At 42.4% G+C, this 19,583-nt stretch carries 19 protein-coding genes; 5 read left to right on the top strand and 14 right to left on the bottom strand.

Annotated features, from left to right (window positions below; genetic code table 11):
• Positions 1 to 5: 5 nt before the first annotated feature.
• Genes rnc through IDJ75_RS17780 form a run of 3 tightly spaced genes read right to left on the bottom strand, consistent with a single transcriptional unit; the run spans position 6 to position 2,255 of the window.
• The gene (rnc, locus tag IDJ75_RS17770) at positions 6 to 731 is read right to left on the bottom strand and encodes a ribonuclease III (RefSeq protein ID WP_191176991.1); all 726 of its coding nucleotides are present in this window, start codon (positions 729 to 731) and stop codon (positions 6 to 8) included.
• Positions 732 to 740: 9 nt separating this feature from the next.
• Positions 741 to 1,994 (bottom strand): beta-ketoacyl-ACP synthase II, encoded by a 1,254-nt coding sequence (gene fabF / locus IDJ75_RS17775; RefSeq protein WP_191176992.1) that lies wholly within the window; start codon positions 1,992 to 1,994, stop codon positions 741 to 743.
• Between the two features lie 21 nt (positions 1,995 to 2,015).
• Positions 2,016 to 2,255 carry an acyl carrier protein gene (locus IDJ75_RS17780; RefSeq protein ID WP_067058906.1) on the bottom strand — a complete coding sequence of 80 codons (240 nt, stop codon included), beginning with the start codon at positions 2,253 to 2,255 and terminating at the stop codon, positions 2,016 to 2,018.
• 513 nt (positions 2,256 to 2,768) lie between these two features.
• Between IDJ75_RS17780 and IDJ75_RS17785 the strand changes: the two genes are divergently transcribed.
• Together IDJ75_RS17785 and pyk are read left to right on the top strand one after the other, a co-directional pair.
• Positions 2,769 to 3,194: an IPExxxVDY family protein gene (locus IDJ75_RS17785; protein ID WP_224746659.1), complete on the top strand. Its 426-nt coding sequence runs from the start codon at positions 2,769 to 2,771 to the stop codon at positions 3,192 to 3,194.
• Positions 3,195 to 3,257: 63 nt separating this feature from the next.
• Positions 3,258 to 4,694, top strand: a complete 1,437-nt coding sequence (gene pyk, locus IDJ75_RS17790) for a pyruvate kinase (RefSeq protein ID WP_191176994.1) — start codon at positions 3,258 to 3,260, stop codon at positions 4,692 to 4,694.
• A 230-nt stretch (positions 4,695 to 4,924) separates the two neighbouring features.
• Here the strand turns inward: pyk and IDJ75_RS17795 are convergent, their stop codons facing one another.
• From IDJ75_RS17795 to IDJ75_RS17810, 4 genes are all read right to left on the bottom strand, one after another.
• Positions 4,925 to 5,443, bottom strand: coding sequence for a thioredoxin family protein (locus IDJ75_RS17795; protein ID WP_191176995.1), 519 nt, complete (start codon positions 5,441 to 5,443; stop codon positions 4,925 to 4,927).
• Positions 5,444 to 5,549: 106 nt separating this feature from the next.
• On the bottom strand, positions 5,550 to 5,813 hold the full coding sequence (locus IDJ75_RS17800) for a hypothetical protein (RefSeq protein ID WP_191176996.1): 264 nt from the start codon (positions 5,811 to 5,813) through the stop codon (positions 5,550 to 5,552).
• Positions 5,814 to 6,023: 210 nt separating this feature from the next.
• The gene (locus IDJ75_RS17805) at positions 6,024 to 6,782 is read right to left on the bottom strand and encodes a DUF4846 domain-containing protein (RefSeq protein WP_191176997.1); all 759 of its coding nucleotides are present in this window, start codon (positions 6,780 to 6,782) and stop codon (positions 6,024 to 6,026) included.
• The gene (locus IDJ75_RS17810) at positions 6,779 to 7,495 is read right to left on the bottom strand and encodes a M23 family metallopeptidase (protein ID WP_191176998.1); all 717 of its coding nucleotides are present in this window, start codon (positions 7,493 to 7,495) and stop codon (positions 6,779 to 6,781) included. The genes IDJ75_RS17805 and IDJ75_RS17810 overlap by 4 nt, the downstream gene beginning before the upstream one ends.
• Positions 7,496 to 7,655: 160 nt before the next feature.
• Between IDJ75_RS17810 and IDJ75_RS17815 the strand changes: the two genes are divergently transcribed.
• Positions 7,656 to 9,194, top strand: a complete 1,539-nt coding sequence (locus tag IDJ75_RS17815) for an alpha-N-arabinofuranosidase (protein WP_191176999.1) — start codon at positions 7,656 to 7,658, stop codon at positions 9,192 to 9,194.
• Here IDJ75_RS17815 and IDJ75_RS17820 read toward each other — a convergent pair whose 3' ends face one another.
• From IDJ75_RS17820 to IDJ75_RS17830, 3 genes are all read right to left on the bottom strand, one after another.
• Positions 9,195 to 9,353 carry a hypothetical protein gene (locus tag IDJ75_RS17820; RefSeq protein WP_191177000.1) on the bottom strand — a complete coding sequence of 53 codons (159 nt, stop codon included), beginning with the start codon at positions 9,351 to 9,353 and terminating at the stop codon, positions 9,195 to 9,197.
• A 125-nt stretch (positions 9,354 to 9,478) separates the two neighbouring features.
• Positions 9,479 to 9,976, bottom strand: a complete 498-nt coding sequence (locus IDJ75_RS17825; protein ID WP_191177001.1) for a hypothetical protein — start codon at positions 9,974 to 9,976, stop codon at positions 9,479 to 9,481.
• A complete protein-coding gene (locus IDJ75_RS17830; protein WP_191177002.1) occupies positions 9,954 to 10,373 on the bottom strand; it encodes a hypothetical protein in 420 nt (139 codons plus the stop codon). The genes IDJ75_RS17825 and IDJ75_RS17830 overlap by 23 nt, the downstream gene beginning before the upstream one ends.
• A 297-nt stretch (positions 10,374 to 10,670) precedes the next feature.
• Here IDJ75_RS17830 and IDJ75_RS17835 point away from each other — a divergent pair, with 297 nt between their 5' ends.
• Positions 10,671 to 11,378, top strand: a complete 708-nt coding sequence (locus IDJ75_RS17835; RefSeq protein WP_191177003.1) for a hypothetical protein — start codon at positions 10,671 to 10,673, stop codon at positions 11,376 to 11,378.
• Positions 11,379 to 11,386: 8 nt separating this feature from the next.
• Here IDJ75_RS17835 and IDJ75_RS17840 read toward each other — a convergent pair whose 3' ends face one another.
• The 4 genes from IDJ75_RS17840 to IDJ75_RS17855 all read right to left on the bottom strand — a co-directional run bounded on the left by IDJ75_RS17840 (position 11,387) and on the right by IDJ75_RS17855 (position 14,624).
• Entirely contained in the window at positions 11,387 to 11,854 is a 468-nt protein-coding gene (locus tag IDJ75_RS17840; RefSeq protein ID WP_191177004.1) for a hypothetical protein, read from the bottom strand.
• Between the two features lie 253 nt (positions 11,855 to 12,107).
• The gene (locus tag IDJ75_RS17845; protein ID WP_191177005.1) at positions 12,108 to 13,097 is read right to left on the bottom strand and encodes an MlaD family protein; all 990 of its coding nucleotides are present in this window, start codon (positions 13,095 to 13,097) and stop codon (positions 12,108 to 12,110) included.
• 18 nt (positions 13,098 to 13,115) lie between these two features.
• Complete coding sequence (locus tag IDJ75_RS17850) at positions 13,116 to 13,889, bottom strand: ABC transporter ATP-binding protein (RefSeq protein ID WP_191177006.1); 774 nt, start codon at positions 13,887 to 13,889, stop codon at positions 13,116 to 13,118.
• 6 nt (positions 13,890 to 13,895) lie between these two features.
• A complete protein-coding gene (locus IDJ75_RS17855; RefSeq protein ID WP_224746671.1) occupies positions 13,896 to 14,624 on the bottom strand; it encodes an MlaE family ABC transporter permease in 729 nt (242 codons plus the stop codon).
• 447 nt (positions 14,625 to 15,071) lie between these two features.
• On the opposite strand from IDJ75_RS17855, the gene IDJ75_RS17860 reads away from it, so the two are divergent.
• Positions 15,072 to 19,229, top strand: coding sequence for a hybrid sensor histidine kinase/response regulator transcription factor (locus IDJ75_RS17860; RefSeq protein ID WP_191177008.1), 4,158 nt, complete (start codon positions 15,072 to 15,074; stop codon positions 19,227 to 19,229).
• Positions 19,230 to 19,583 lie beyond the last annotated feature (354 nt).

Genomic DNA, 19,583 nt, shown 5'->3' on the forward strand with positions numbered 1-19,583 from the left:
AACAACTAAATCCCTAGCGCGGTGCAGGCCTTTTCGGCGGCTAGTTTTTCGGCATTCTTTTTACTGAATTCTTTGCCAGATCCCATGATCTCGCCATCAATACTGGCTTGTATGGTAAACAGTTTTGCGCTTTCGCCTTCCTGGTTCTCTATCACATCAAAGCTAATATCCTTACCGTGGCGCTGGCACCATTCAATAAGTTTACTCTTAAAGTTTGTTTCGGTTTGCTCAAGCGTGTGGATGTCGATGTGTGATTTGATGATATGGTTCACCAAAAAATTACGGGTAAAATCATACCCCTTATCCAGGTAAACAGCACCAATTAACGCTTCAAAAGCATCGCCAAGTAAGGAGCCCTGTCTGCCGGAGGTTAATATTTTAGTATCAAACTCTATCAGCTTGTCAAAACCAAGCTTGCGGCCAAGCTGGTTAAGGTTGTTACGGCTTACAATTTTTGAGCGTAATTCGGTTAAAAAACCTTCATCCTCGTAAGGGTATAGTTTAAAAAGCACTTCGGCCACTACGCTGCCCAATACGGCATCGCCCAAAAATTCAAGGCGCTCGTTACTGTTTTTTACACCCTTGCGAATGTTTTGCGCAACAGATTTATGCCTGAACGCCAACCGGTATAACGACAAATTGCCCGGTACAAAACCGAGCAAATTTTTTAAAACCTTAACGTATTTTCTATTGGGCGAAAGGTATAGCTTATAAAAGCGGCTAATTGGCATCCAACGAGATTATTGCTGGTACTTTTTAAATATAACTGAAGCATTATGGCCACCAAAACCAAAGCCATTGCTTTGCGCTACATTAACTACGCGTTTTTGGGCCTTGTTAAATGTAAAGTTAATCCTTGGGTCAAACGCCGGGTCGTCAGTAAAATGGTTGATGGTTGGCGGGATGATATCATTCTGAATAGCCAGGATAGAGGCAATTGCTTCAACAGCACCGGCAGCACCAAGTAAATGGCCTGTCATTGATTTTGTTGAGCTGATGTTGATATCGTATACCCTGTCGCCAAAGGCATCAGTTATCGCTTTTACTTCCTGCGGGTCGCCAATTGGGGTTGATGTACCGTGAACGTTCACATAATCGATATCGGCAGGGGTTAAACCTGCGTCTTCTAATGCCGCTTTCATTACCAGCGATGCACCTAAACCATCAGGGTGAGGGGCAGTCATGTGGTAAGCATCGGCACTCATGCCACCGCCAACCATTTCAGCATAAATTTTAGCACCGCGTTTAAGGGCGTGGCCTAATTCTTCTAAAATAATGGTTCCCGCGCCTTCACCGGCAACAAAACCATCCCTGTCCAGATCAAACGGACGTGAGGCAGTTGCAGGGTCATCGTTACGGGTTGATAGGGCATGCATTGCGTTAAAACCGCCAATACCAGCTTCATTTATGATCGCTTCCGATCCGCCGGTAATAAACATGTTTGCTTTACCAAGGCGCAGATAATTAAAAGCATCAATAAGCGAGTTGTTTGATGATGCACATGCGGATACCGTAGTGAAATTTGGCCCGCGTAAACCATATTTAATAGAGATATGGCCCGGTGCAATGTCGGCTATCATTTTTGGGATAAAGAACGGGTTAAACTTTGGTGTACCATCGCCTTTGGCAAAATTTACAACCTCGTCTAAAAACGTTTTTAAACCACCAATGCCCGATCCCCAGATAACGCCAATGCGGCTGGTATCCAGTTTCTCGAAATCTAATCCGGCATCTTTAACAGCTTCCTCTGTTGAGAATAAGGCGTATTGAACAAACGGGTCAAGTTTACGAGCCTCTTTCCGGCCCAAAAAACCTTCCGCGTCAAATCCCTTTACTTCACAGGCAAATTTAGTTTTGAATTTTTCAACATCAAAACTCTTAATAAAGGCAGCGCCGCTTACCCCATTAATAAGGCTGTTCCAATACTCAGGTACAGTATTACCAATCGGAGTAAGCGCTCCAAGCCCGGTTACTACAACTCTTTTAAACTCCATTTAACAGTTTTAGGGAGCTAATTAAGCTTTAACGTTTTTTTCTAAGTAAGCAACAGCCTGGCCAACAGTACCAATGGTTTCTGCTTGGTCGTCAGGGATTGCAACGTTAAATTCTTTTTCAAACTCCATGATTAATTCCACGGTGTCTAAAGAGTCAGCACCAAGATCGTTGGTGAAGCTTGCTTCTGGTGTAACTTCACTTTCGTCAACACCCAGTTTTTCCACGATAATAGCTTTTACTCTTGAAGCGATATCAGACATAGTCTTTATAGTTTAATGATTAATAAATTCAGTGCAAAGAAAAATAAATTATGTTAAATATCAAATCTAAAAACTTTGACAATATTGTGTGAACAATTAATTGTGGCAAAAGGTTTCAGTATGGATTTTTAACCGGCGTAAAAGTAATGATTTTGAGTAGAACTATTAAAGTTTAATATCTATTTTGAATTTATAGTAATAAAGTTACGTGATAAGGTTGTATCTGCTTAATTATTAAGTAAATATAAATTTAATTTATTGGGCTGGCGTAGGGGGATTATTGAAAAATGATGTCGCGCAAAGACGTAAAGACGCGAAAATTTAATCGAAACTGACTTTGCACCTCAGCGTGTTTGCGTGAAAAACCTAAACTCGCTGCTACATTATAATATAACATGTAACTCCTTATAAAATTTTCGGCAGTTTATATCATCAACCGTTTATTTTAAATGAGGCCAACAAAAATTTATGGTATTGATTGCGTTTTGTATTTTTACCACCTTATTAATGTAAATGGTTTTGAACAGGAAAGTTTTAAAGTTTGAGATCGATCTGGATTTTGTATTGATAGCCATCACCACATCTTTAAAAGATTACCGGATATGCTACTATATAAACAAATGTTTAAATTTTAATTTTACCCGGGTCGACGACCTTTCATTAGATACCAGTATTAACGGTGCCCCGCTGCTGTTTTCGCAGTACCGATATAGTTGGGAAACAACCGAAACCGACTTTTATTTTATTGGAAATAAGGGAAGTGACGGCTATTTAGTGCCCGAAATGCGCGAGGTGGATTACTTTATCATGATAAAGAATTATATTGATGATACAGACCTGGAAAACATGATTTCGGCTCTAAATAAGATACCGGAAATTGTTGCCGCGGTAAAGATTGACCCGAAAAAAATAAAATCACGCGAAAATCTATTATTTTAGCGGAAATTTAGTTGTGTAATTAATACACAATACTGTAATATAGCCTGAATTTAACCTGAAAATATGAAATTTTACTATAATCGTACTAAGATTGTTGCTACTATGGGCCCCGCCTCAGCAAAGAAAGAAGTGTTGCTGTCGATGATCAGGGCTGGATTAAATGTGTGCCGATTAAATTTTTCGCACGGTAAACCTGAGGATCACAAGAAATTTGTTGACCTGATCCGTGAGATAAATACTGAATATAAAACAAACGTGGGCATCCTTGCCGATTTGCAGGGGCCTAAAATTCGTATAGGCCTGGTAAAAGATGGCGGTATACACCTTATTAATGGTACCCGCATCAATATTACCACCCATGAGTGTATTGGCGACGACAGCCAGATATACATCACTTATGAAACCTTTCCGCAGGATGTACAGGCTAACGAGATCATCTTGTTAGATGATGGTAAACTGCAATTAAAAGTTATTGAAACTAACCGTAAAGACACCGTTATTTGCGAAGTTGTACACGGTGGTATATTAACATCACGTAAAGGTGTTAACCTGCCAAATACAAAAGTATCTATCCCAAGCTTAACGCCCGAGGATCTTGAAAACCTTAAATATGCCTTAGAATGGGATGTTGATTGGGTAGGCCTTTCTTTTGTACGTACCGGTCAGGATATCATCGACCTTAAACGCATCATCCGCGAAAGCGGTAAAGCATCGCGTGTTATTGCCAAAGTTGAAAAACCAGAAGCTATCGATAACATCGATGAGATCATCGCTGCTACCGATGCCGTGATGATTGCACGTGGCGACCTTGGTGTTGAGTGCCCGCTTGAAGAAGTGCCTTTGCTGCAAAAAATGATTGCACGTAAATGCCGCGACGCCTCAAAACCAGTTATTGTTGCTACGCAGATGCTCGAGTCAATGATAACCACCCCGCGCCCAACCCGCGCCGAGGTGAACGACGTAGCCAACTCTGTGTTGGATGGCGCTGATGCGGTGATGCTGAGCGGTGAAACATCGGTAGGTGAGTTCCCGGTTATTGTTATCGAAACGATGGCTAAGATTGTTCGTAATGTTGAAGACCTTGGTTATCCGTTTAACGCGTCAAAATTAGAAAATACAGACCAGGCATCTGTTAATTACCTGAGCGATGCCCTTTGCGGTTCGGCAGTATATTTAGCCGAGCATACCAACGCGAAAGGTATTGTGAGCATGACGGTTAGCGGTTACACTGCGTTCGAAATTTCGAGTTACCGCCCTAAAGCAGGTACTTATATCTTTACATCAAATAAGCAGTTACTTAACGCGCTTAGCCTTGTATGGGGTGTAAGGGCTTTCTACTACGATAAAGCCGAAAGCACCGACGAAACCATTGCCGATGTAAACAACATCCTTAAAGAAGAGCAATTGCTTAATGCAGGCGATGTGGTTATTAATACTGCTGCCGTGCCAATTGTTAAAAAAGGTAAAACCAATATGCTTAAAGTAAGCGTTATTGAATAATATCGATTAGAGATTAGTTTCCGGTCGCTTATAAATAAAAAGAGGGTTATGCTGATGCATAACCCTCTTTTTATTTACTTTTAATTCCCTTCCCCGGGAGGTAGGGAGGGGTTAATTAATATTCGGGTAAATTGTAAAACCTCTACCTCCTCCTTCCCCAAGGAAGGAATCGCACAAGTCATCGCTGCTTGACAGGGCCAATCAACCAATCACTAACCTCTAATCTCACCTTATTTAGCCTTTTCCTTCTCTACGTAACTTTTAGGATCAAGTGCCGCCGGTGCCCAACCCTGGAAAAACTCCATCACTTTGGCTTTGCTGTGGCCTTTACCTTCTTCCAGGTAACCCGAGTTTTGGGTATGCAGGCGGGTTCCTTTACCATCAAGCACAACAAACACCGGGAAACCGAAACGCTGTGGGTAGCCCAGAGCGGCCAGTACTTTTTCGTTCTTGTTTTCGGGGCTCCAGTTTACGTGCAGCACCACAAAATTATCGTTCATGTATTTGTTAAGTTCGGCATCTTTGGTTACAAGATCGTTAAACCTTAAGCACCATATACACCAGTTACCGCCAATTTGCAGCAGTACATTTTTATGCTGTGCCTGCGCGGTTTTAACAGCGGCTGTAATTTCTGCTTTAGCATCGGCAGCGGGGTTATATAACTTGGGAGTTTCGGGCTTTGCCGCCTCTTGTGCTTTCGCTGTAATCGAGAGTGCGATTATCGAGACTATAAAAAATAATTTCTTCATGGCTTATATTTTTTTTAAATATATAAATACTATCAGTAAGCAACTGTAACAAAGGCGTAATATTTAGATACGCAAAAGCCCCCCGTGTTTTGGGGGCTTTTAAACTTTATATTTCATCCGGTGTATTAACTCTATACGTTATTGTTTCTTTATCGGGCTTTGTTGAGTAATAGGGTATATTACTCATGTTGCCTGGGTTAGTAGTAGTTTTTGTTCTGTCTCTTAACAAACGGCGCCGGCGTTTTTTTAAACGGTAACGTTCTGTCCAATGGTCAAACGTGCCTGTAACTGCTAAAATGCCGCCTATTACAAAAACCACCATCATAAAAATAACAAATAGGTGAAGCAGATCTTCAAGTAGGTGTCTCATAAATTAATCAAAATAGTTCAACCGTTATAACACAATAGCCGTGCCTTAACACATTAATTTGAAACACGAAAGTGTAATAAGGAGATTTTTTGTTAGGTAGTGGGCCTGTTTTAAATAAACTCCTTTAACAGATGTTTAGTATATCCGCATAAGGCATATTTGTACACAATATGCTACAAGAGGGGCAGCCGCAAGGGGTAAAGATGGTGCTTAAAACCTTTTCAAATACTTCGCATCCACCAAGTCGCCATAAGGAATTTTGGCTACCTTATCTAAACTAAACCACGGCGAACTATTTTGCAATACCTGTATATTTTGGGCGGGCATAAAGCTTTGGGCAAGTAAAAACTGTTTTTTATGAGCGGCGTTCTCTGCTACAGCCATCACTATAAAACAATGGCCCGGCGAACCGCCTTTTATAAACACATCACCTGCTTTAATATCGGCCGGGTTGGTAACGGGCTGTAATTCTTTTTGCAGAGATAAGGTGCCCGCATACGAGAACACCAAGGTCATGTACCGTAAAAAGTTGGGGTACGAGTAATCCTTCTTTCCCTTTAACACCCAGCGCCCGTCAGCGTAGCGGTATCCATCGGCATAATGGATATAATCACATTTAAAACCGCTGGTAAAATTAAAGGCAATAGCTTTGTAGTTTTTTTGCTGATACAGGTATTCGGCACGCAGGCGTATCACGGCATCGGCACATTGTTGCAGGTCCTGGCTGCCAATGCTCATATCAATAACCGCAGCGGTGTATGGATCGGTACGGGCAATGCTGCCGGTATAGGTTTTGGTACGGGTACCTGCGGGTAGCAATTGCAGGCCTTGCAGGTAAGCCCCGAAGCTTCCGGAAGCAACGGCAAGGTGTTTATACCCGGCCGATGGCTTAAAGCGACTGACAACGTTATCTGCGGGGGTGAAAGAAACCAGTGACAGCAACAGGATAAAGGTTAAAAGCTTTTTCATTTGCCAGTACTAACGTTTTTAAGTTTAGGGAAAGGGTTCACAGGCTTCGGGATGCCATTATTAACATTAAACTCCGAAAAGTGTAAATGCGTGGGCGAGCGCTTTTTATAAGCGTTAAAACCGGTACGGCCAACTTCGGCAATTTTTTGCCCCTGCGTTATTCTATCTCCGGGTTTTACAAATATAGCGCGGTTATGGGCATAGTAAGTCAGCCCGTGGTAATCATCATACATCCAGATGTACTTACCGCCACGCAATGTACTGGTAGAGTCCCAGATGTTGCTGCAGGCAATAACATAGCCATCACTTACCGCTAAAACATCAACCGGTTTATGGGTTTTATCATCAAGACCATCCTGGTTTTTATCATTTATAAAAATATCCTGCGCGGGGTGGGCGGTGTGTTTGTTTCCATCAAGGTAATTGTATCCTTTATCAGAGTAGCCGTTACCGTTTGTGCCGCCAACGGCACGATAGTTATATCCTTTTAGGGGGAATACCCAGTTGTTTGAAGTGCCGGGCACATTCCCTGCCTGCTTGTTTAGCTGCGTAATAAGCGTTTTAAATTGGTTGGTGGCGTCGGTCCTTTTTATTGTGCCGTTTAATACAGCGGTGTTAAACTCGTTTATTTTTATACAGATAGCCCGTGCATCCTGCGCAAAAGCAGGGCGAATAAAAAACAGAGCGATAACCAACACAAGCAACTTTTTCATAATGGGTTCAATTTATAAAAAAGCAATTGGCCGCACAAGGCGCGTCGGCTATATTGTTTTTCCTTTACCAACAGTACCTCTATTTATTATTTTTATAATAAATTATAAAAGCCGCGCAAAACTGCATACTTTTAAATGTGAATTATACACTTATTTTTTTATGAGAAAACTTTTCCTTTTGATGCTGATAGGTTTTAGGCTTGGCGCTTTTGCACAAAGTAATGGTAGTGTAACAGTAACCGGCGTATCTGACCATATAATCAGTAAGCATATTTACGGGCAGTTTGCCGAACATTTGGGCCGAGGTATATATGATGGTTTTTGGGTAGATAAAAACCTGCCTGTTAAAAAGCAAGACCGAATAAGGCTTGATGTTGTAGAGGCGTTAAAAAAGATAAAGATCCCTAACCTGCGCTGGCCCGGTGGCTGTTTTGCTGATGAGTACCATTGGCGCGATGGTATTGGCCCGCGTTTGCAAAGGCCTAAAATGGTTAATACCAATTGGGGCGGCATCACCGAGGATAACAGCTTTGGCACCCACGAGTTTTTAGCGCTTTGCAAGCTATTGAATACCGAGCCTTATATTGCCGGGAATGTAGGCAGCGGCACGGTAGAAGAAATGTCTAAATGGATAGAGTACCTAAACTCTAACAGTACCAGCACGGTTGCTAATATGCGTAAACAAAATGGCCACCCCGAGCCATACAAAGTAACCTTCTGGGGCGTGGGCAACGAAAGCTGGGGCTGCGGCGGCGAGATGACACCCGATTATTATGTAAACCAGTTTAAGCGGTACGCATCCTTTGCTAAAAATTACCCCGGTGCAAGCTTAAAGAAGATTGCCAGCGGTGCCAACTCCGATGATTACAACTGGACAGAGGTGTGCATGAAAAACATTCCCAATAGTATGATGTGGGGCTTATCTATGCATTATTATACTATACCTACCGGTAACTGGAATAAAAAAGGCTCTGCAACCAGTTTCGACGAAAAGGAATACTTTAATACCATGGTTAACTGCTTTAAGATGGAAGAACTGGTTACCAAACATTCGGCCATTATGGATAAATATGACCCTGCAAAAAAGGTGGCCTTGGCGGTTGATGAGTGGGGGATATGGACCGACCCGGAGCCCGGTACAAACCCCGGCTTTTTATACCAGCAAAACAGCCTGCGCGATGCGCTGATAGCCGCAAGCACCTTAAATATTTTTAACAACCACAGCGACCGTGTACGAATGGCCGAGCTTGCACAAACCGTAAATGTATTGCAGGCTTTAATACTTACCGAAAAAACAAAAATGATATTAACGCCAACCTACCATGTATTTGATATGTATAAGGTGCACCAGAATGCTAAATATCTGAACATAGCGCTTAACTCGCCAAATTATGAGGTGGATGGTAAGAGTTTAAAGGCTGTAAATGTTTCTGCTTCGCAGGATGCAGCGGGCAAGATCCATCTGTCGTTGGTAAATATTGATATGAATAAAACGGTAACCATCAGCACAGAATTAAAGGGCTTGCAATGGAAAACAGTTACCGGGCAAATACTTACATCAGCTAATATTACCGATGTGAACACTTTTAGCCAGCCTTCAAAAATTACACTGCGTAATTTTACCGGTGCCAAACAAGAAAATGGCAAACTGGTGGTTACACTGCCGGCAAAATCAGTTGTTACGCTTGAGCTGAACTGATCAGCTTTTTTTAGTGTTCTTGTTCGTCCGCTGCTCGGCTTTTTTTACTTCGTCTTTTTCGCTGAGCGGTATTTGGGTTTCCAGGTCCTTGTTTGCTGGCGGCGTTGATTTGTTTGCAGATTTTTTTGAAGTGCCTGCCCTGTTTTGTGAAGCTGTCATGATGTGCGTACCTCCTGTTTATACAACCTGTGGCGGTATAAAAGGTTTAAGAATAATGTAGTTTTAAACGCGTTTAAACATCAATTCAATCAGAGAATAGTATGAAAAAGTAAGGTTGCGGTTGTTTAGCGCTTTAATTGCTGCAATTCGGTTTTTATTTCTTTAAGCTGCTGTTGCGCCTGCCTGTTTTCCAGATAAAAGTAGATAGCAAAAGCAAGGAATATTTTTCCCAAAACAAACACCGCTGCAAATACCCATTTCCATAATTTATGCACCTTCATGTGGTTGCTTTCGGCTTCCACTTCTATGTATTGTGGGCCGGTATCGGGTTTGGTGAAGTTTTTATAGTTGTTATCCTCGCGTCCGGTAAACTGATCGGGGTTGCTGGTTTGGCGCAGTATCAGTTCATCAATAGTGTCAGCTATCCTGTTCCAGGTACGCTCGGGTGGGGTTATGGCCATTTGCTGTGCAATCAGCTCCATATCTTTTTCAAGCTCTTGCAAAGCAATGTTTACCTCAGGGTGATTGGCTTTCATGTATAGCAGTTCCCTTATCTCCTGCTCGGAGGCAGAACCTGTTACATAGGCTTCTAATATGCCGCTATTGATGTACTGCTGTATCATTACGGTTATTCCTGATAATAGTAAACGATTCTCTTAGTAACAGCCTGATGGTATCCTCGGGTTTGTTTAATTCTGCAGCAAGTTTAGTAATAGTTTTGCCATGATAATGTACACTGCAAAAAACAAGTTGTTGTTCGGAGCTCATCAACTCAATAAACTTGTTGCCGGTTATAGCTTTTTTTGTTGCTATCTCGGCCTGGTCTGTACAATGTTCAACCGTAGTGATGAATGACGAAAGTTTTTTACGGGCTATTTGCTGTAAACGCAAAAAAGTGTTTACTCCGGCTGCCGTAACTTCATTAATATCAGCAGTTTTTAATTCGTTAAAAAGTTCAATAAGGTATTGCTCAGCCATGGCTTGCTCTTTAACTACTTCTTTTATATAGCCTAAAAGCATAGGGGCATAATTAGTATATAAATTATGTTTGCTTTGCTTTAATGTGCGTAATGAAGCGTCAGTATATGTTAACTGTTGTCTCAAGTAATCGAATATATTTAAGTAAGGGCTACCAAAAGTATTTATAATTGTTTCTGCATCTAAAGCTAATCAAAAAAACATATTCAGTTAAAAAAATTTCTTTGTTTGATTGTTTTTTTAAGTGCTAATAAGCTATAACGTGCCTTTATTGTGTTAATTAAAGTTAAATGTAGTGGCTGATCGCATAAAACCCACATGCTTTAAATATTTTTAACCATGGTACGTTACCTCCTTGTTATCTCATTATTGTTTTCATCAGCGGCTTTTGCCCAGGATGCTTTTAACGGGCGGGTACTTGAATTGAAAACCCGGATAGGCCTGGCAGGAATAAGGGTAGAGAACCTTAACAGCAAAAAAACAACTGTTACCAATAATACGGGTAACTTTTCTATCCCCGCTAAAAGCGGGGACCTGATTACTTTTAAAGGGTTTGCATATAGCGTTGATACACTGTTGGTAACCGAGCCGTGGGTTAAAGAAGTATTCCTTGAGCCGTTAAATAATGAATTGCGGCCGGTAAATATTACCACTACCGAAACCAAGAATATGAGTACTTATTACGATCCGCGGTATCATGGGCAGTCGGTGGTTTACGCCAGAGATAAAAAGGGGTACCTTACGGGTGGGATTATATGGCGTGTTTGGTATTGGAAAAAAGATGCGAAGAAAAAAGCAAAACTAGAAGAAAAACAACGAAAGTATGATATCATGTATAACATATCGCTGGTGTTTATACCCAAAACAATTGGCAAGTACGTACCATTAACCGGCGCGGAACTGGATAACTTTATAACCTTGTACACCCCAACACCGGCTGTTTACACCTCAAATGATTTTAACCTGGTGAATTATTTGAACGAATGCTACAAAAAATACCAGGAGCTCCCGCCTGAAAAAAGGCAGCCACCAAAACTGGAAGAGTAATCACTGTTTTATAAGCTAACACCGCTGCTGTAAGTAAACGCATCACCGAAGGCGCTGGTGAGGTGTTTGGTAGCATCGGGTAATTTATCGGCATGTTTGCGCAGGTAAAAAGTGGCTACACTGGTTGCCAAGGCCGCAGCAGCGCCTATTACCATTCCCTGCAGTATACTTTGTTTGCTTTTCCTGAAAATTATAGCACCTACAAAAGCACCTGATGCAATATTGTCGGCAAAGTCAGACAATACTAATGTATCGCTACTATGGTTTGCCCTTGCATGCTCGTTTTCGTTGGCACGGAATAGTTGGGTAGCCATAGTAGTAACCGGCGATCGCAAAAATATCATACCCGGGAACGACAGCGCGGGGTAAAACCCGGTGTTCATATGCCGTGCAATTGCAGGTGCAGCGCTTGCTCGTACCCCGGCTATTGCACCTAATCCTAAAGTTTGCCAAATGGGTGTCCTGTAATTGCGCATATTATTCCTGTTGATATATATAAGCAACAGGGTAGTGGGTGAATGGTTTGGATTTAACCTGGATTAAGTGGATTTTTAGAAATACCCTTTGCTCGCGCAAGATTAGCGGGGCGTATCTTGGTGGGTACAATGCAAGCTTTCAGCTTGCGTCAGCTGAAAGCTGACCAGATGCGATGACACGAGCTGAAAGCTCGCGCCAGTAATAGAGACAAGACACAAAAAAAGCGATGATCAACATCGCTTTTTAAATTCTTTACATCGCTTTCTTTATACTATCCTGTTTGGCTTTTTCGCGTTTCTTAAAAAAACCTTTCAGTAAAAAGCTGTGCTGTACAGCTTCCAGGTCGTCATTTAGTTTAACCGAGCTTTGTTGCAGGTAGTCTAACGTAGTTTGTACTTTTACGGCTGCTTTAGGGTCATTAAGTAAAACACCCAGCGCATTATCAGTAGTGTTAAGCTTATTGCTGGCCTTGTTGAGATTGTCGGTTAATATAGTGGCGTTATCAGCAGCCTCTTTTAAACGGCCAACCGATGCACGGATCCGGTTAAAGGTAACGGTATCGGTAAGCAGGTTGTCGGCAAAACCGCCTTTAGTATTCATTTTATTGCTAAAGCTGTTTAAACTTACCGCCATTTGCGCGGCACTTTGTGTAGCGGCTTGCAGGTTACGCATGGTTTGTTTTAACTGCAGGCCCATGGTGCTATCGGCAAGTAAAGTACCCACTGTACCTTTGCCCGCCAGGATTTGTTTGCTTAACTGCTTAAAATCACTAGTAATGGCCAGTAGGTTTTGGTTGTTTTGCTGCAAGGTTTTCATTACATCATCGGTTGATAATAATTTCTCTGATTGTAAAACATCACCATCCTGTACAATAGGTGCCTGCGGCGAACCGCCATCAATCACGATGATCTTGTTACCTATCAAACCATCGCTGCTAATACGTACACCCGCGTTGCGGTGAATGTATTGTTGGGTACTGGCATCAATGCTCATTACCACATCAACCTGACCCGGGCCGGTAAAAGTTAAGTTTTTGATGGTACCTACCTTTACACCAGAGAACCACACGTTGTTCCCTTTTTTCAAACCCGATACATCGTTAAATACCGAACTGATGTGTATGCTTTTTACAAAGCTTTTTTGTTGGCCGCCAAGGGTAAGCACGCCTATTACAAACACGGCCACACCGAGCAGTACAAACACGCCTACAATTATTGAATTTCTATTTTCTGATGCATCCATATGATAGGGTACTAATATCTATTGTATAAAATTATAATCGTAAAAAGGTTTAACGCGCGGGTCGGTGGTAGCAAATACTTCATCGAAAGTGCCCACTCGCTGAAACTGTCCGTCTAAAAGCATCGCTATACGGTCGCCGGTCATTTTAGCACAGGTTAAATCGTGCGTTATAATGATAGACGAGGTATGGTAGCGTTGCTGCACCTCATTTATCAGGTCGTTTATTTCGATACAGGTAATGGGGTCAAGCCCTGCGGTCGGCTCATCATAAAGCATAATTTCGGGGTTCAGTATCAGCGTACGGGCAATACCAATACGCTTGCGCTGCCCACCTGATAGCTCTGATGGCATTTGGTTAATGGTTTGCGAAAGGCCAACAGCTTCCAATACCTCTTCCACATTTTTATTGATCTCGGCCCGGGTAAGGCTTTTGCGGTTGCGCACCAGCGGGAACTCCAGGTTCTTGCGCACGGTCATGCTATCATAAAGGGCGCTGTTCTGAAAAGAGAAGCCTATGCGGATGCGCAGATCCTCCAGTGCGCGCTGGCTAATATGGGTAACATCATTTCCCAAAACCTCTATAGTGCCTGCATCGGTGGTTAATAAGCCCGATATCAGCTTAATTAATACAGATTTACCCGTACCCGAACGGCCAAGCACCACCAGGTTCTCACCCTGGTAAAGGTCAAGGTCAATACCACGCAGTACATCATAATCAGCAAAAGATTTTTCAACCCCGCGGATCTTGATAACGGTGTTATTTTTATCGATATGTGCCTTTTGCTTTTCCATTTTATATTAGCGGAACCATCCGGCTATCTGTACAATTAAAACTTCTTCAATAAACACCAAAAACATGGCTGTTACAACCGCGCCATTGGCCGCTTTACCCACCCCCTCGGTGCCTTTGGTAGAGTTGTAGCCCTGGTAGCAGCCCACAATGCCAATGGTAAAACCAAACACAATAGCTTTGCTAAGTGATGCCCAAAAATCAATAAAGGTTAAGGGCTCAAACGCCTGCTCCATAAATACGCTGTAGCTGGTACCCTCGTTTTGGCTTACATTCAAGTATCCGCCTATTAGAGCAATAAAAGCTGTATAGGTGGCCAATAAAGGTATAGTGATGGTTGTTGCAATAACCCGCGTACAAACCAAAAATTTAAAAGGCTTTGTGCCCGATACTTCCATAGCATCAATTTGCTCAGTAACACGCATAGAGCCAAGTTCGGCACCTATGCTTGAGCCTACCTTACCCGCAGCAATAAGCGCGGTAACCAGTGGTGCAAGGGCTTTCATAATAGCGATGGAAACCAATGACGGTAGCCACGATGTAGCGCCAAAATCGGTAAGGGAAGGGCGGCTTTGCTTAGTGAAAATAACACCTACAATAAAGCCTGTCAGCGTTATTAACGTAAACGAACGTACGCCTGTTTCATAGCATTGGCGTACTATCTCTTTAAACTCATAAGGAGGCAAAAATACTTCCTTAAAAAAACGCAATACAAAGGCATAAACCCTGTATAGCATCAAAAAGAAATCCGCCACTTTATTCCGCGCTTTTTTTATACGCGATGGGGCAGGGTTGGTGGTATTATTTACGCTATCCATTAATGTGGCAAAGGTATAACTTAACAAAGATATAGATAAGCAGATTGACCAAATTGTTTTAAAAGTTAATCAGTAAAATGTAATAATTGCTTAAAACAAGCCGGTAACTTTTTAAAGCATAAGCCTGTGAAACTTAAATATAATGCCAATGTGAAATAAAAGTATCATGCCGGCATGATCTGTATTAACGTAATATCCTCAAAAATAGATTGATTAATAAATTTGCGTGGTTAAGTAACCATTAAGAAATGTAAAAATAGTATTATGCCTTACTTTTTAATTTGGTTATGTTTGATACACCAATTATAATTACAAAACTAATTTGATACCGGCTTATTCATTACAAGAAAAGCTATAAGTAAATTCATGAGGGCGAAGGGGAAAATAGCTTATAAGGCATTTATATATGCATTTTTTGTACTGTTTACAGCGGCTATAGCTTCGGCGCAAAATAACGAGTTTCAATTTTCACGCCTGGATATCTCTAACGGCTTATCGCACAACCAGGTAAATGCTATGCTGAAGGATAGCAAGGGTTTTATGTGGTTCGGTACACTATCCGGGCTTAATAAGTATGACGGGTACAAGTTTAAGGTATATAAACACATTGAGGGCGATACTACCAGCCTCAACGATGATTTTATAGTAAGCATTGCCGAAGGCCCCGAAAACAAGCTATGGATTGAAACCCGCAATGGCTATAATATTTATGACCCCGCCACCGAACGTTTTAGCCACGATGTATGGCGCTACCTTAAAAAAATCAATATTCCGGATAAAGGGTTGTCTGCTGTTAAAAAAGATAAGTTTGGTAATTTTTGGTTCCTGAATATAAACTCGGGCATTTATAAGTACCAGGCAGCAACTAAAACAACTATTCATATTAGTAATCAGCCGGGCTCTGCTACATCTATTTACAGCAATACCGTGGCCGATATTACGTCAGATTCAAAGGGGAATATCTGGCTGGTATATAACAAGGGCGTATTAGAGCGGATGGCCCCCCAAACCTACCAGGTTAATTATCGCAAACAGCTAAGCCCCTTACCCTGGGGCCTAAACACCGGCTACCGCGTTTTTATTGACAGGCAGGACGATGTATGGGCTTTTGTGCCGACATATTCATCGGGCGTTTATTACATCAATTCAACCCAAACCGTTGTTAAGCATATAGATAAAGGCAGCAGCCCCGATGGCTTAAACACCAATGTAATATCGAACCTGATACAAGACGATAAAGACCGTATATGGATAGCAACCGACCACGGTGGTGTAAACCTGTTGGATAAGAAAGACTTTAAAATAAAGTACATCACCAACCGCGAGGATGATAACAAAACCATAGGCCAAAACAGCATTATTATGCTTTACAAGGATGATACCGGCATTATTTGGGTGGGCACTTACAAGCGTGGCCTTAGTTATTACCACGAAAGTATTATCAAGTTCCCGCTTTACACGCACCATTTATCAGATCCCGGCAGCCTGAGTTTTAGCGATGTAAATAAATTTATTGAAGATAAGTATGGTAACCTTTGGTTGGGGACCAATGGCGGCGGGCTGGTTTATTTTAACCGCAAGGATGGCAGTTTTAAAAAATACCTGCACGATGCTAACAACCCCAACAGCCTAACCAATAACGTAATTGTGAGTATGTTTCTTGATCATGAGCAGAAACTTTGGATAGGTACTTACTTTGGCGGGCTGGATTGTTTTGATGGTAAAACATTTAAGCATTACCGGCACAATGATGCCATACCGGGCAGCCTGTCGGAAGACCGGGTGTGGTCTATTATTGAGGATTCTGACAATAACCTTTGGGTGGGTACGCTTGCAGGTGGCCTAAACCTGCTCGATCGTAAAACAGATACCTTTAGACATTACAAGCTGATACTCGGTAATCAGCAGTCGCTTTATTCCAACTACATATCAGCACTGTTAGAAGACAGGCATAAAAATCTTTGGATAGTTACCTCATTCGGCGTTGATGTAATGAACAGAAAAACAGGCCGCTTTAGTCATTATATTCATAATGAAAAGAACCCCAACAGCCTGGTAAACAACAATACCAACAGTATATTGGAAGATAGCAGCGGGTTGATATGGATAAGCACCCGCGAGGGCCTGAGCGTGCTTGACCCTATAAAAAATAAGTTTACTAATATTACCCGTGCCGATGGTTTGCCTGATAATACGGTGATAGAGATGCGCGAGGATGATAACCATAATATTTGGGCGAGTACACCAAACGGTCTATCTAATATTATTGTAACCCGGGGAAAGGATAAGATAAGGCTGCGTTTTGTGAACTATAACGAGCGTGACGGTTTGCAGGGTAGGGAATTCACCATGAACGCAGCTTACAAAACCCGCAGTGGCGAACTGATATTTGGTGGAGGCAATGGCTTTAATATTTTTAAGCCGGCCAGTTTGCGCACCAGTAAAAATAGCCCGGCGCTGGTTTTTACGGATTTCCAGGTGTTTAACAAAAGTATTGCCGTTGGTGAAAAGTTGTACGGCAAGGTGATATTGTCGCAGGCTATTACCCAAACCAACTCGGTTGAACTAAACCATAACGAAAATGTTTTTGGGATAGAATTTGCCGCCCTTAATTATTTTGATGCCGATAAGGTGAAGTTTGAATACATGATGCAGGGTTTTGATAAAACCTGGATCCAGGCAAATAACCTTACCCGCAAAGTGGTATACACTAATCTTGATGCCGGCGATTATATCTTTAAGGTGCGTGCATCAAACCCCGGTTTTTGGAACAGCAAGGAGATAATGCTGCATGTTACCATCTTGCCCCCCTGGTGGAAAACCCCCTTTGCTTACATCTTATATGTATTAGCATTTGTGGGAGCCTTACTTTACCTGCGCCATAGAGGCATCCAAAAGATCCGCGCACAGTTTTTGATTGAGAAGGAACGCGAAGAAACCCAGCGCCTGCACGAACTTGACCTGATGAAGATAAAATTCTTTACCAACGTAAGTCACGAGTTTCGCACGCCGCTATCGCTTATTATGGCGCCTGTGGATAGGATCATTAAACAAACGCAGGAACCCGAAATACAAAAGCAGTTGTTGCTGGTTAACCGCAATGCCAAAAGGTTACTGAACCTGGTGAACCAATTGCTGGATTTTAGGAAGATGGAGCACCAGGAGCTTAAGCTGCATAATCATCCCGGGGATATTATTGGGTTTATCCGCGACCTGTCGTATTCGTTTACCGATGTAGCCGAGCAAAAAGGTATCGACTTTGTATTTGATGCCGAATTGGATGAATTTAAAACCTGTTTTGACCAGGATAAGATAGAGCGTATCATTTTTAACCTGCTATCCAACGCTTATAAATTTACCCAAACAGGCGGGCACGTGAGTGTGCTGCTCTATTTTAAGGATGGCGCTGACCCGCAACACCGCCAGTTAGAAATTAAGGTGATGGATACCGGCATAGGCATTCAAAAGGATAAGCTGGATAGGATTTTTGAACCGTTCTTCCAAAACGATATACCCGGCTCAATGCTGAACCAGGGTAGCGGGATCGGCCTGTCTATCACCAAAGAGTTTGTGCGCCTGCATGGTGGCGAAATAACGGTGGAGAGCGAGTTTAACCAGGGTAGTTGCTTTACAGTATTATTACCGTTGCAGCAAGCGGATATGCATTTGTTTACCGACACCCCTTTACTTTTAGAGCATGCAGAAGATGTGGTTTTTGATTTGAATACCAACCGCTCTGCACAGATCAGGGAACCCCGTGATGGTAAAAAACCAACGGTTTTACTTGTAGAGGATAACGACGACTTCCGTTTTTATATAAAGGATAACCTGAAAGAGTCGTTTAATATTATTGAGGCCGAGAACGGCAAAAAAGGCTGGCAAAAAGCATTGGCGCAGCACCCAAACCTGGTAGTAAGCGATATTACCATGCCCGAAATGAACGGGATTGAACTTTGCCAAAAGATAAAAAACGATACCCGCACATCACACATCCCGGTGATATTGCTTACCGCCATGGCCGGCGAGGAGCAACAGCTAAAAGGCCTGGGCACCGGTGCCAGCGATTACATGACCAAACCGTTTAACTTCGAGATCCTGCTATCAAAAATAAAGAATATACTGAGCCAGCAGGAAAACATGCGCAAAACCTACCAGAAACAGGTGGAGGCCAAACCAACCGAAATGCATGTAGATTCGCCGGACGAGGTGTTTATTAAAAAGGTACTGGTACTAATAGATAATAATATCTCCAACCCCAACTTTTCGGTAGAGGAACTTAGCAGCGATATGTGCGTGAGCCGCTACACCCTTTACAAAAAAATACTGCAGATGACCGGCAAAACCCCTAACGAACTGGTGCGCCAGATGCGACTGAAACGCGCCGCGCAACTGCTGGAAACCGGCCATCTCACCATTTCGCAGATCTGCCATAAGGTGGGATTCAAGAGCCAGAAATACTTTGTGCGCACCTTTAAGGCCGAGTTTAATACCATCCCGTCGCGCTATGTGGAGCTTAGTGAGTAGAGAGTTATTGAGTGGTGAGTAGTTGCCTGCAATTGTTCCGTATCTACGGCACGGAGAATTACATTAGTCTTTTACCGGGCTGTTGCTCCTGACGGAGCACTTTGTAAGGTTGTATCCTATCCTGTTTCATCAAGTATATTCCATTAACTCATTGCCGTTGGCTTCAGCTAACGGATGATAAAAGCATCAAATGGCTTTAGCCAAATCCAGCATCGTTATAACAGCGGCCTACCGGAGTTAAAGGCTGGTAGCATAACACCATGCCAAACCCCGCGTGCCGTAGGTACGCTACTTCACCATTTTTCTAATCTTCGCGTCTCTGCGTGAAATAACTCCTTTACAACTAACGGCTAT

Origin of the sequence: Mucilaginibacter rigui, from assembly GCF_014773275.1 — a bacterium.
Taxonomy (GTDB): Bacteria; Bacteroidota; Bacteroidia; order Sphingobacteriales; family Sphingobacteriaceae; genus Mucilaginibacter; species Mucilaginibacter rigui_A.

Coding starts and splice junctions, on each gene's coding strand:
- IDJ75_RS17825 (WP_191177001.1), bottom strand. CDS start 9,976: ATGATACAGCAGTACATCAATAGCGGCATATTAGAAGCCTATGTAACA.
- IDJ75_RS17830 (WP_191177002.1), bottom strand. CDS start 10,373: ATGCTTTTAGGCTATATAAAAGAAGTAGTTAAAGAGCAAGCCATGGCT.
- IDJ75_RS17850 (WP_191177006.1), bottom strand. CDS start 13,889: ATGGAAAAGCAAAAGGCACATATCGATAAAAATAACACCGTTATCAAG.
- IDJ75_RS17855 (WP_224746671.1), bottom strand. CDS start 14,624: ATGCTATACAGGGTTTATGCCTTTGTATTGCGTTTTTTTAAGGAAGTA.
- IDJ75_RS17800 (WP_191176996.1), bottom strand. CDS start 5,813: ATGAGACACCTACTTGAAGATCTGCTTCACCTATTTGTTATTTTTATG.
- IDJ75_RS17805 (WP_191176997.1), bottom strand. CDS start 6,782: ATGAAAAAGCTTTTAACCTTTATCCTGTTGCTGTCACTGGTTTCTTTC.
- IDJ75_RS17780 (WP_067058906.1), bottom strand. CDS start 2,255: ATGTCTGATATCGCTTCAAGAGTAAAAGCTATTATCGTGGAAAAACTG.
- IDJ75_RS17845 (WP_191177005.1), bottom strand. CDS start 13,097: ATGGATGCATCAGAAAATAGAAATTCAATAATTGTAGGCGTGTTTGTA.
- IDJ75_RS17820 (WP_191177000.1), bottom strand. CDS start 9,353: ATGACAGCTTCACAAAACAGGGCAGGCACTTCAAAAAAATCTGCAAAC.
- IDJ75_RS17795 (WP_191176995.1), bottom strand. CDS start 5,443: ATGAAGAAATTATTTTTTATAGTCTCGATAATCGCACTCTCGATTACA.
- IDJ75_RS17815 (WP_191176999.1), top strand. CDS start 7,656: ATGAGAAAACTTTTCCTTTTGATGCTGATAGGTTTTAGGCTTGGCGCT.
- IDJ75_RS17835 (WP_191177003.1), top strand. CDS start 10,671: ATGGTACGTTACCTCCTTGTTATCTCATTATTGTTTTCATCAGCGGCT.
- IDJ75_RS17860 (WP_191177008.1), top strand. CDS start 15,072: ATGAGGGCGAAGGGGAAAATAGCTTATAAGGCATTTATATATGCATTT.
- pyk (WP_191176994.1), top strand. CDS start 3,258: ATGAAATTTTACTATAATCGTACTAAGATTGTTGCTACTATGGGCCCC.
- IDJ75_RS17840 (WP_191177004.1), bottom strand. CDS start 11,854: ATGCGCAATTACAGGACACCCATTTGGCAAACTTTAGGATTAGGTGCA.
- IDJ75_RS17810 (WP_191176998.1), bottom strand. CDS start 7,495: ATGAAAAAGTTGCTTGTGTTGGTTATCGCTCTGTTTTTTATTCGCCCT.
- rnc (WP_191176991.1), bottom strand. CDS start 731: ATGCCAATTAGCCGCTTTTATAAGCTATACCTTTCGCCCAATAGAAAA.
- fabF (WP_191176992.1), bottom strand. CDS start 1,994: ATGGAGTTTAAAAGAGTTGTAGTAACCGGGCTTGGAGCGCTTACTCCG.
- IDJ75_RS17785 (WP_224746659.1), top strand. CDS start 2,769: ATGGTTTTGAACAGGAAAGTTTTAAAGTTTGAGATCGATCTGGATTTT.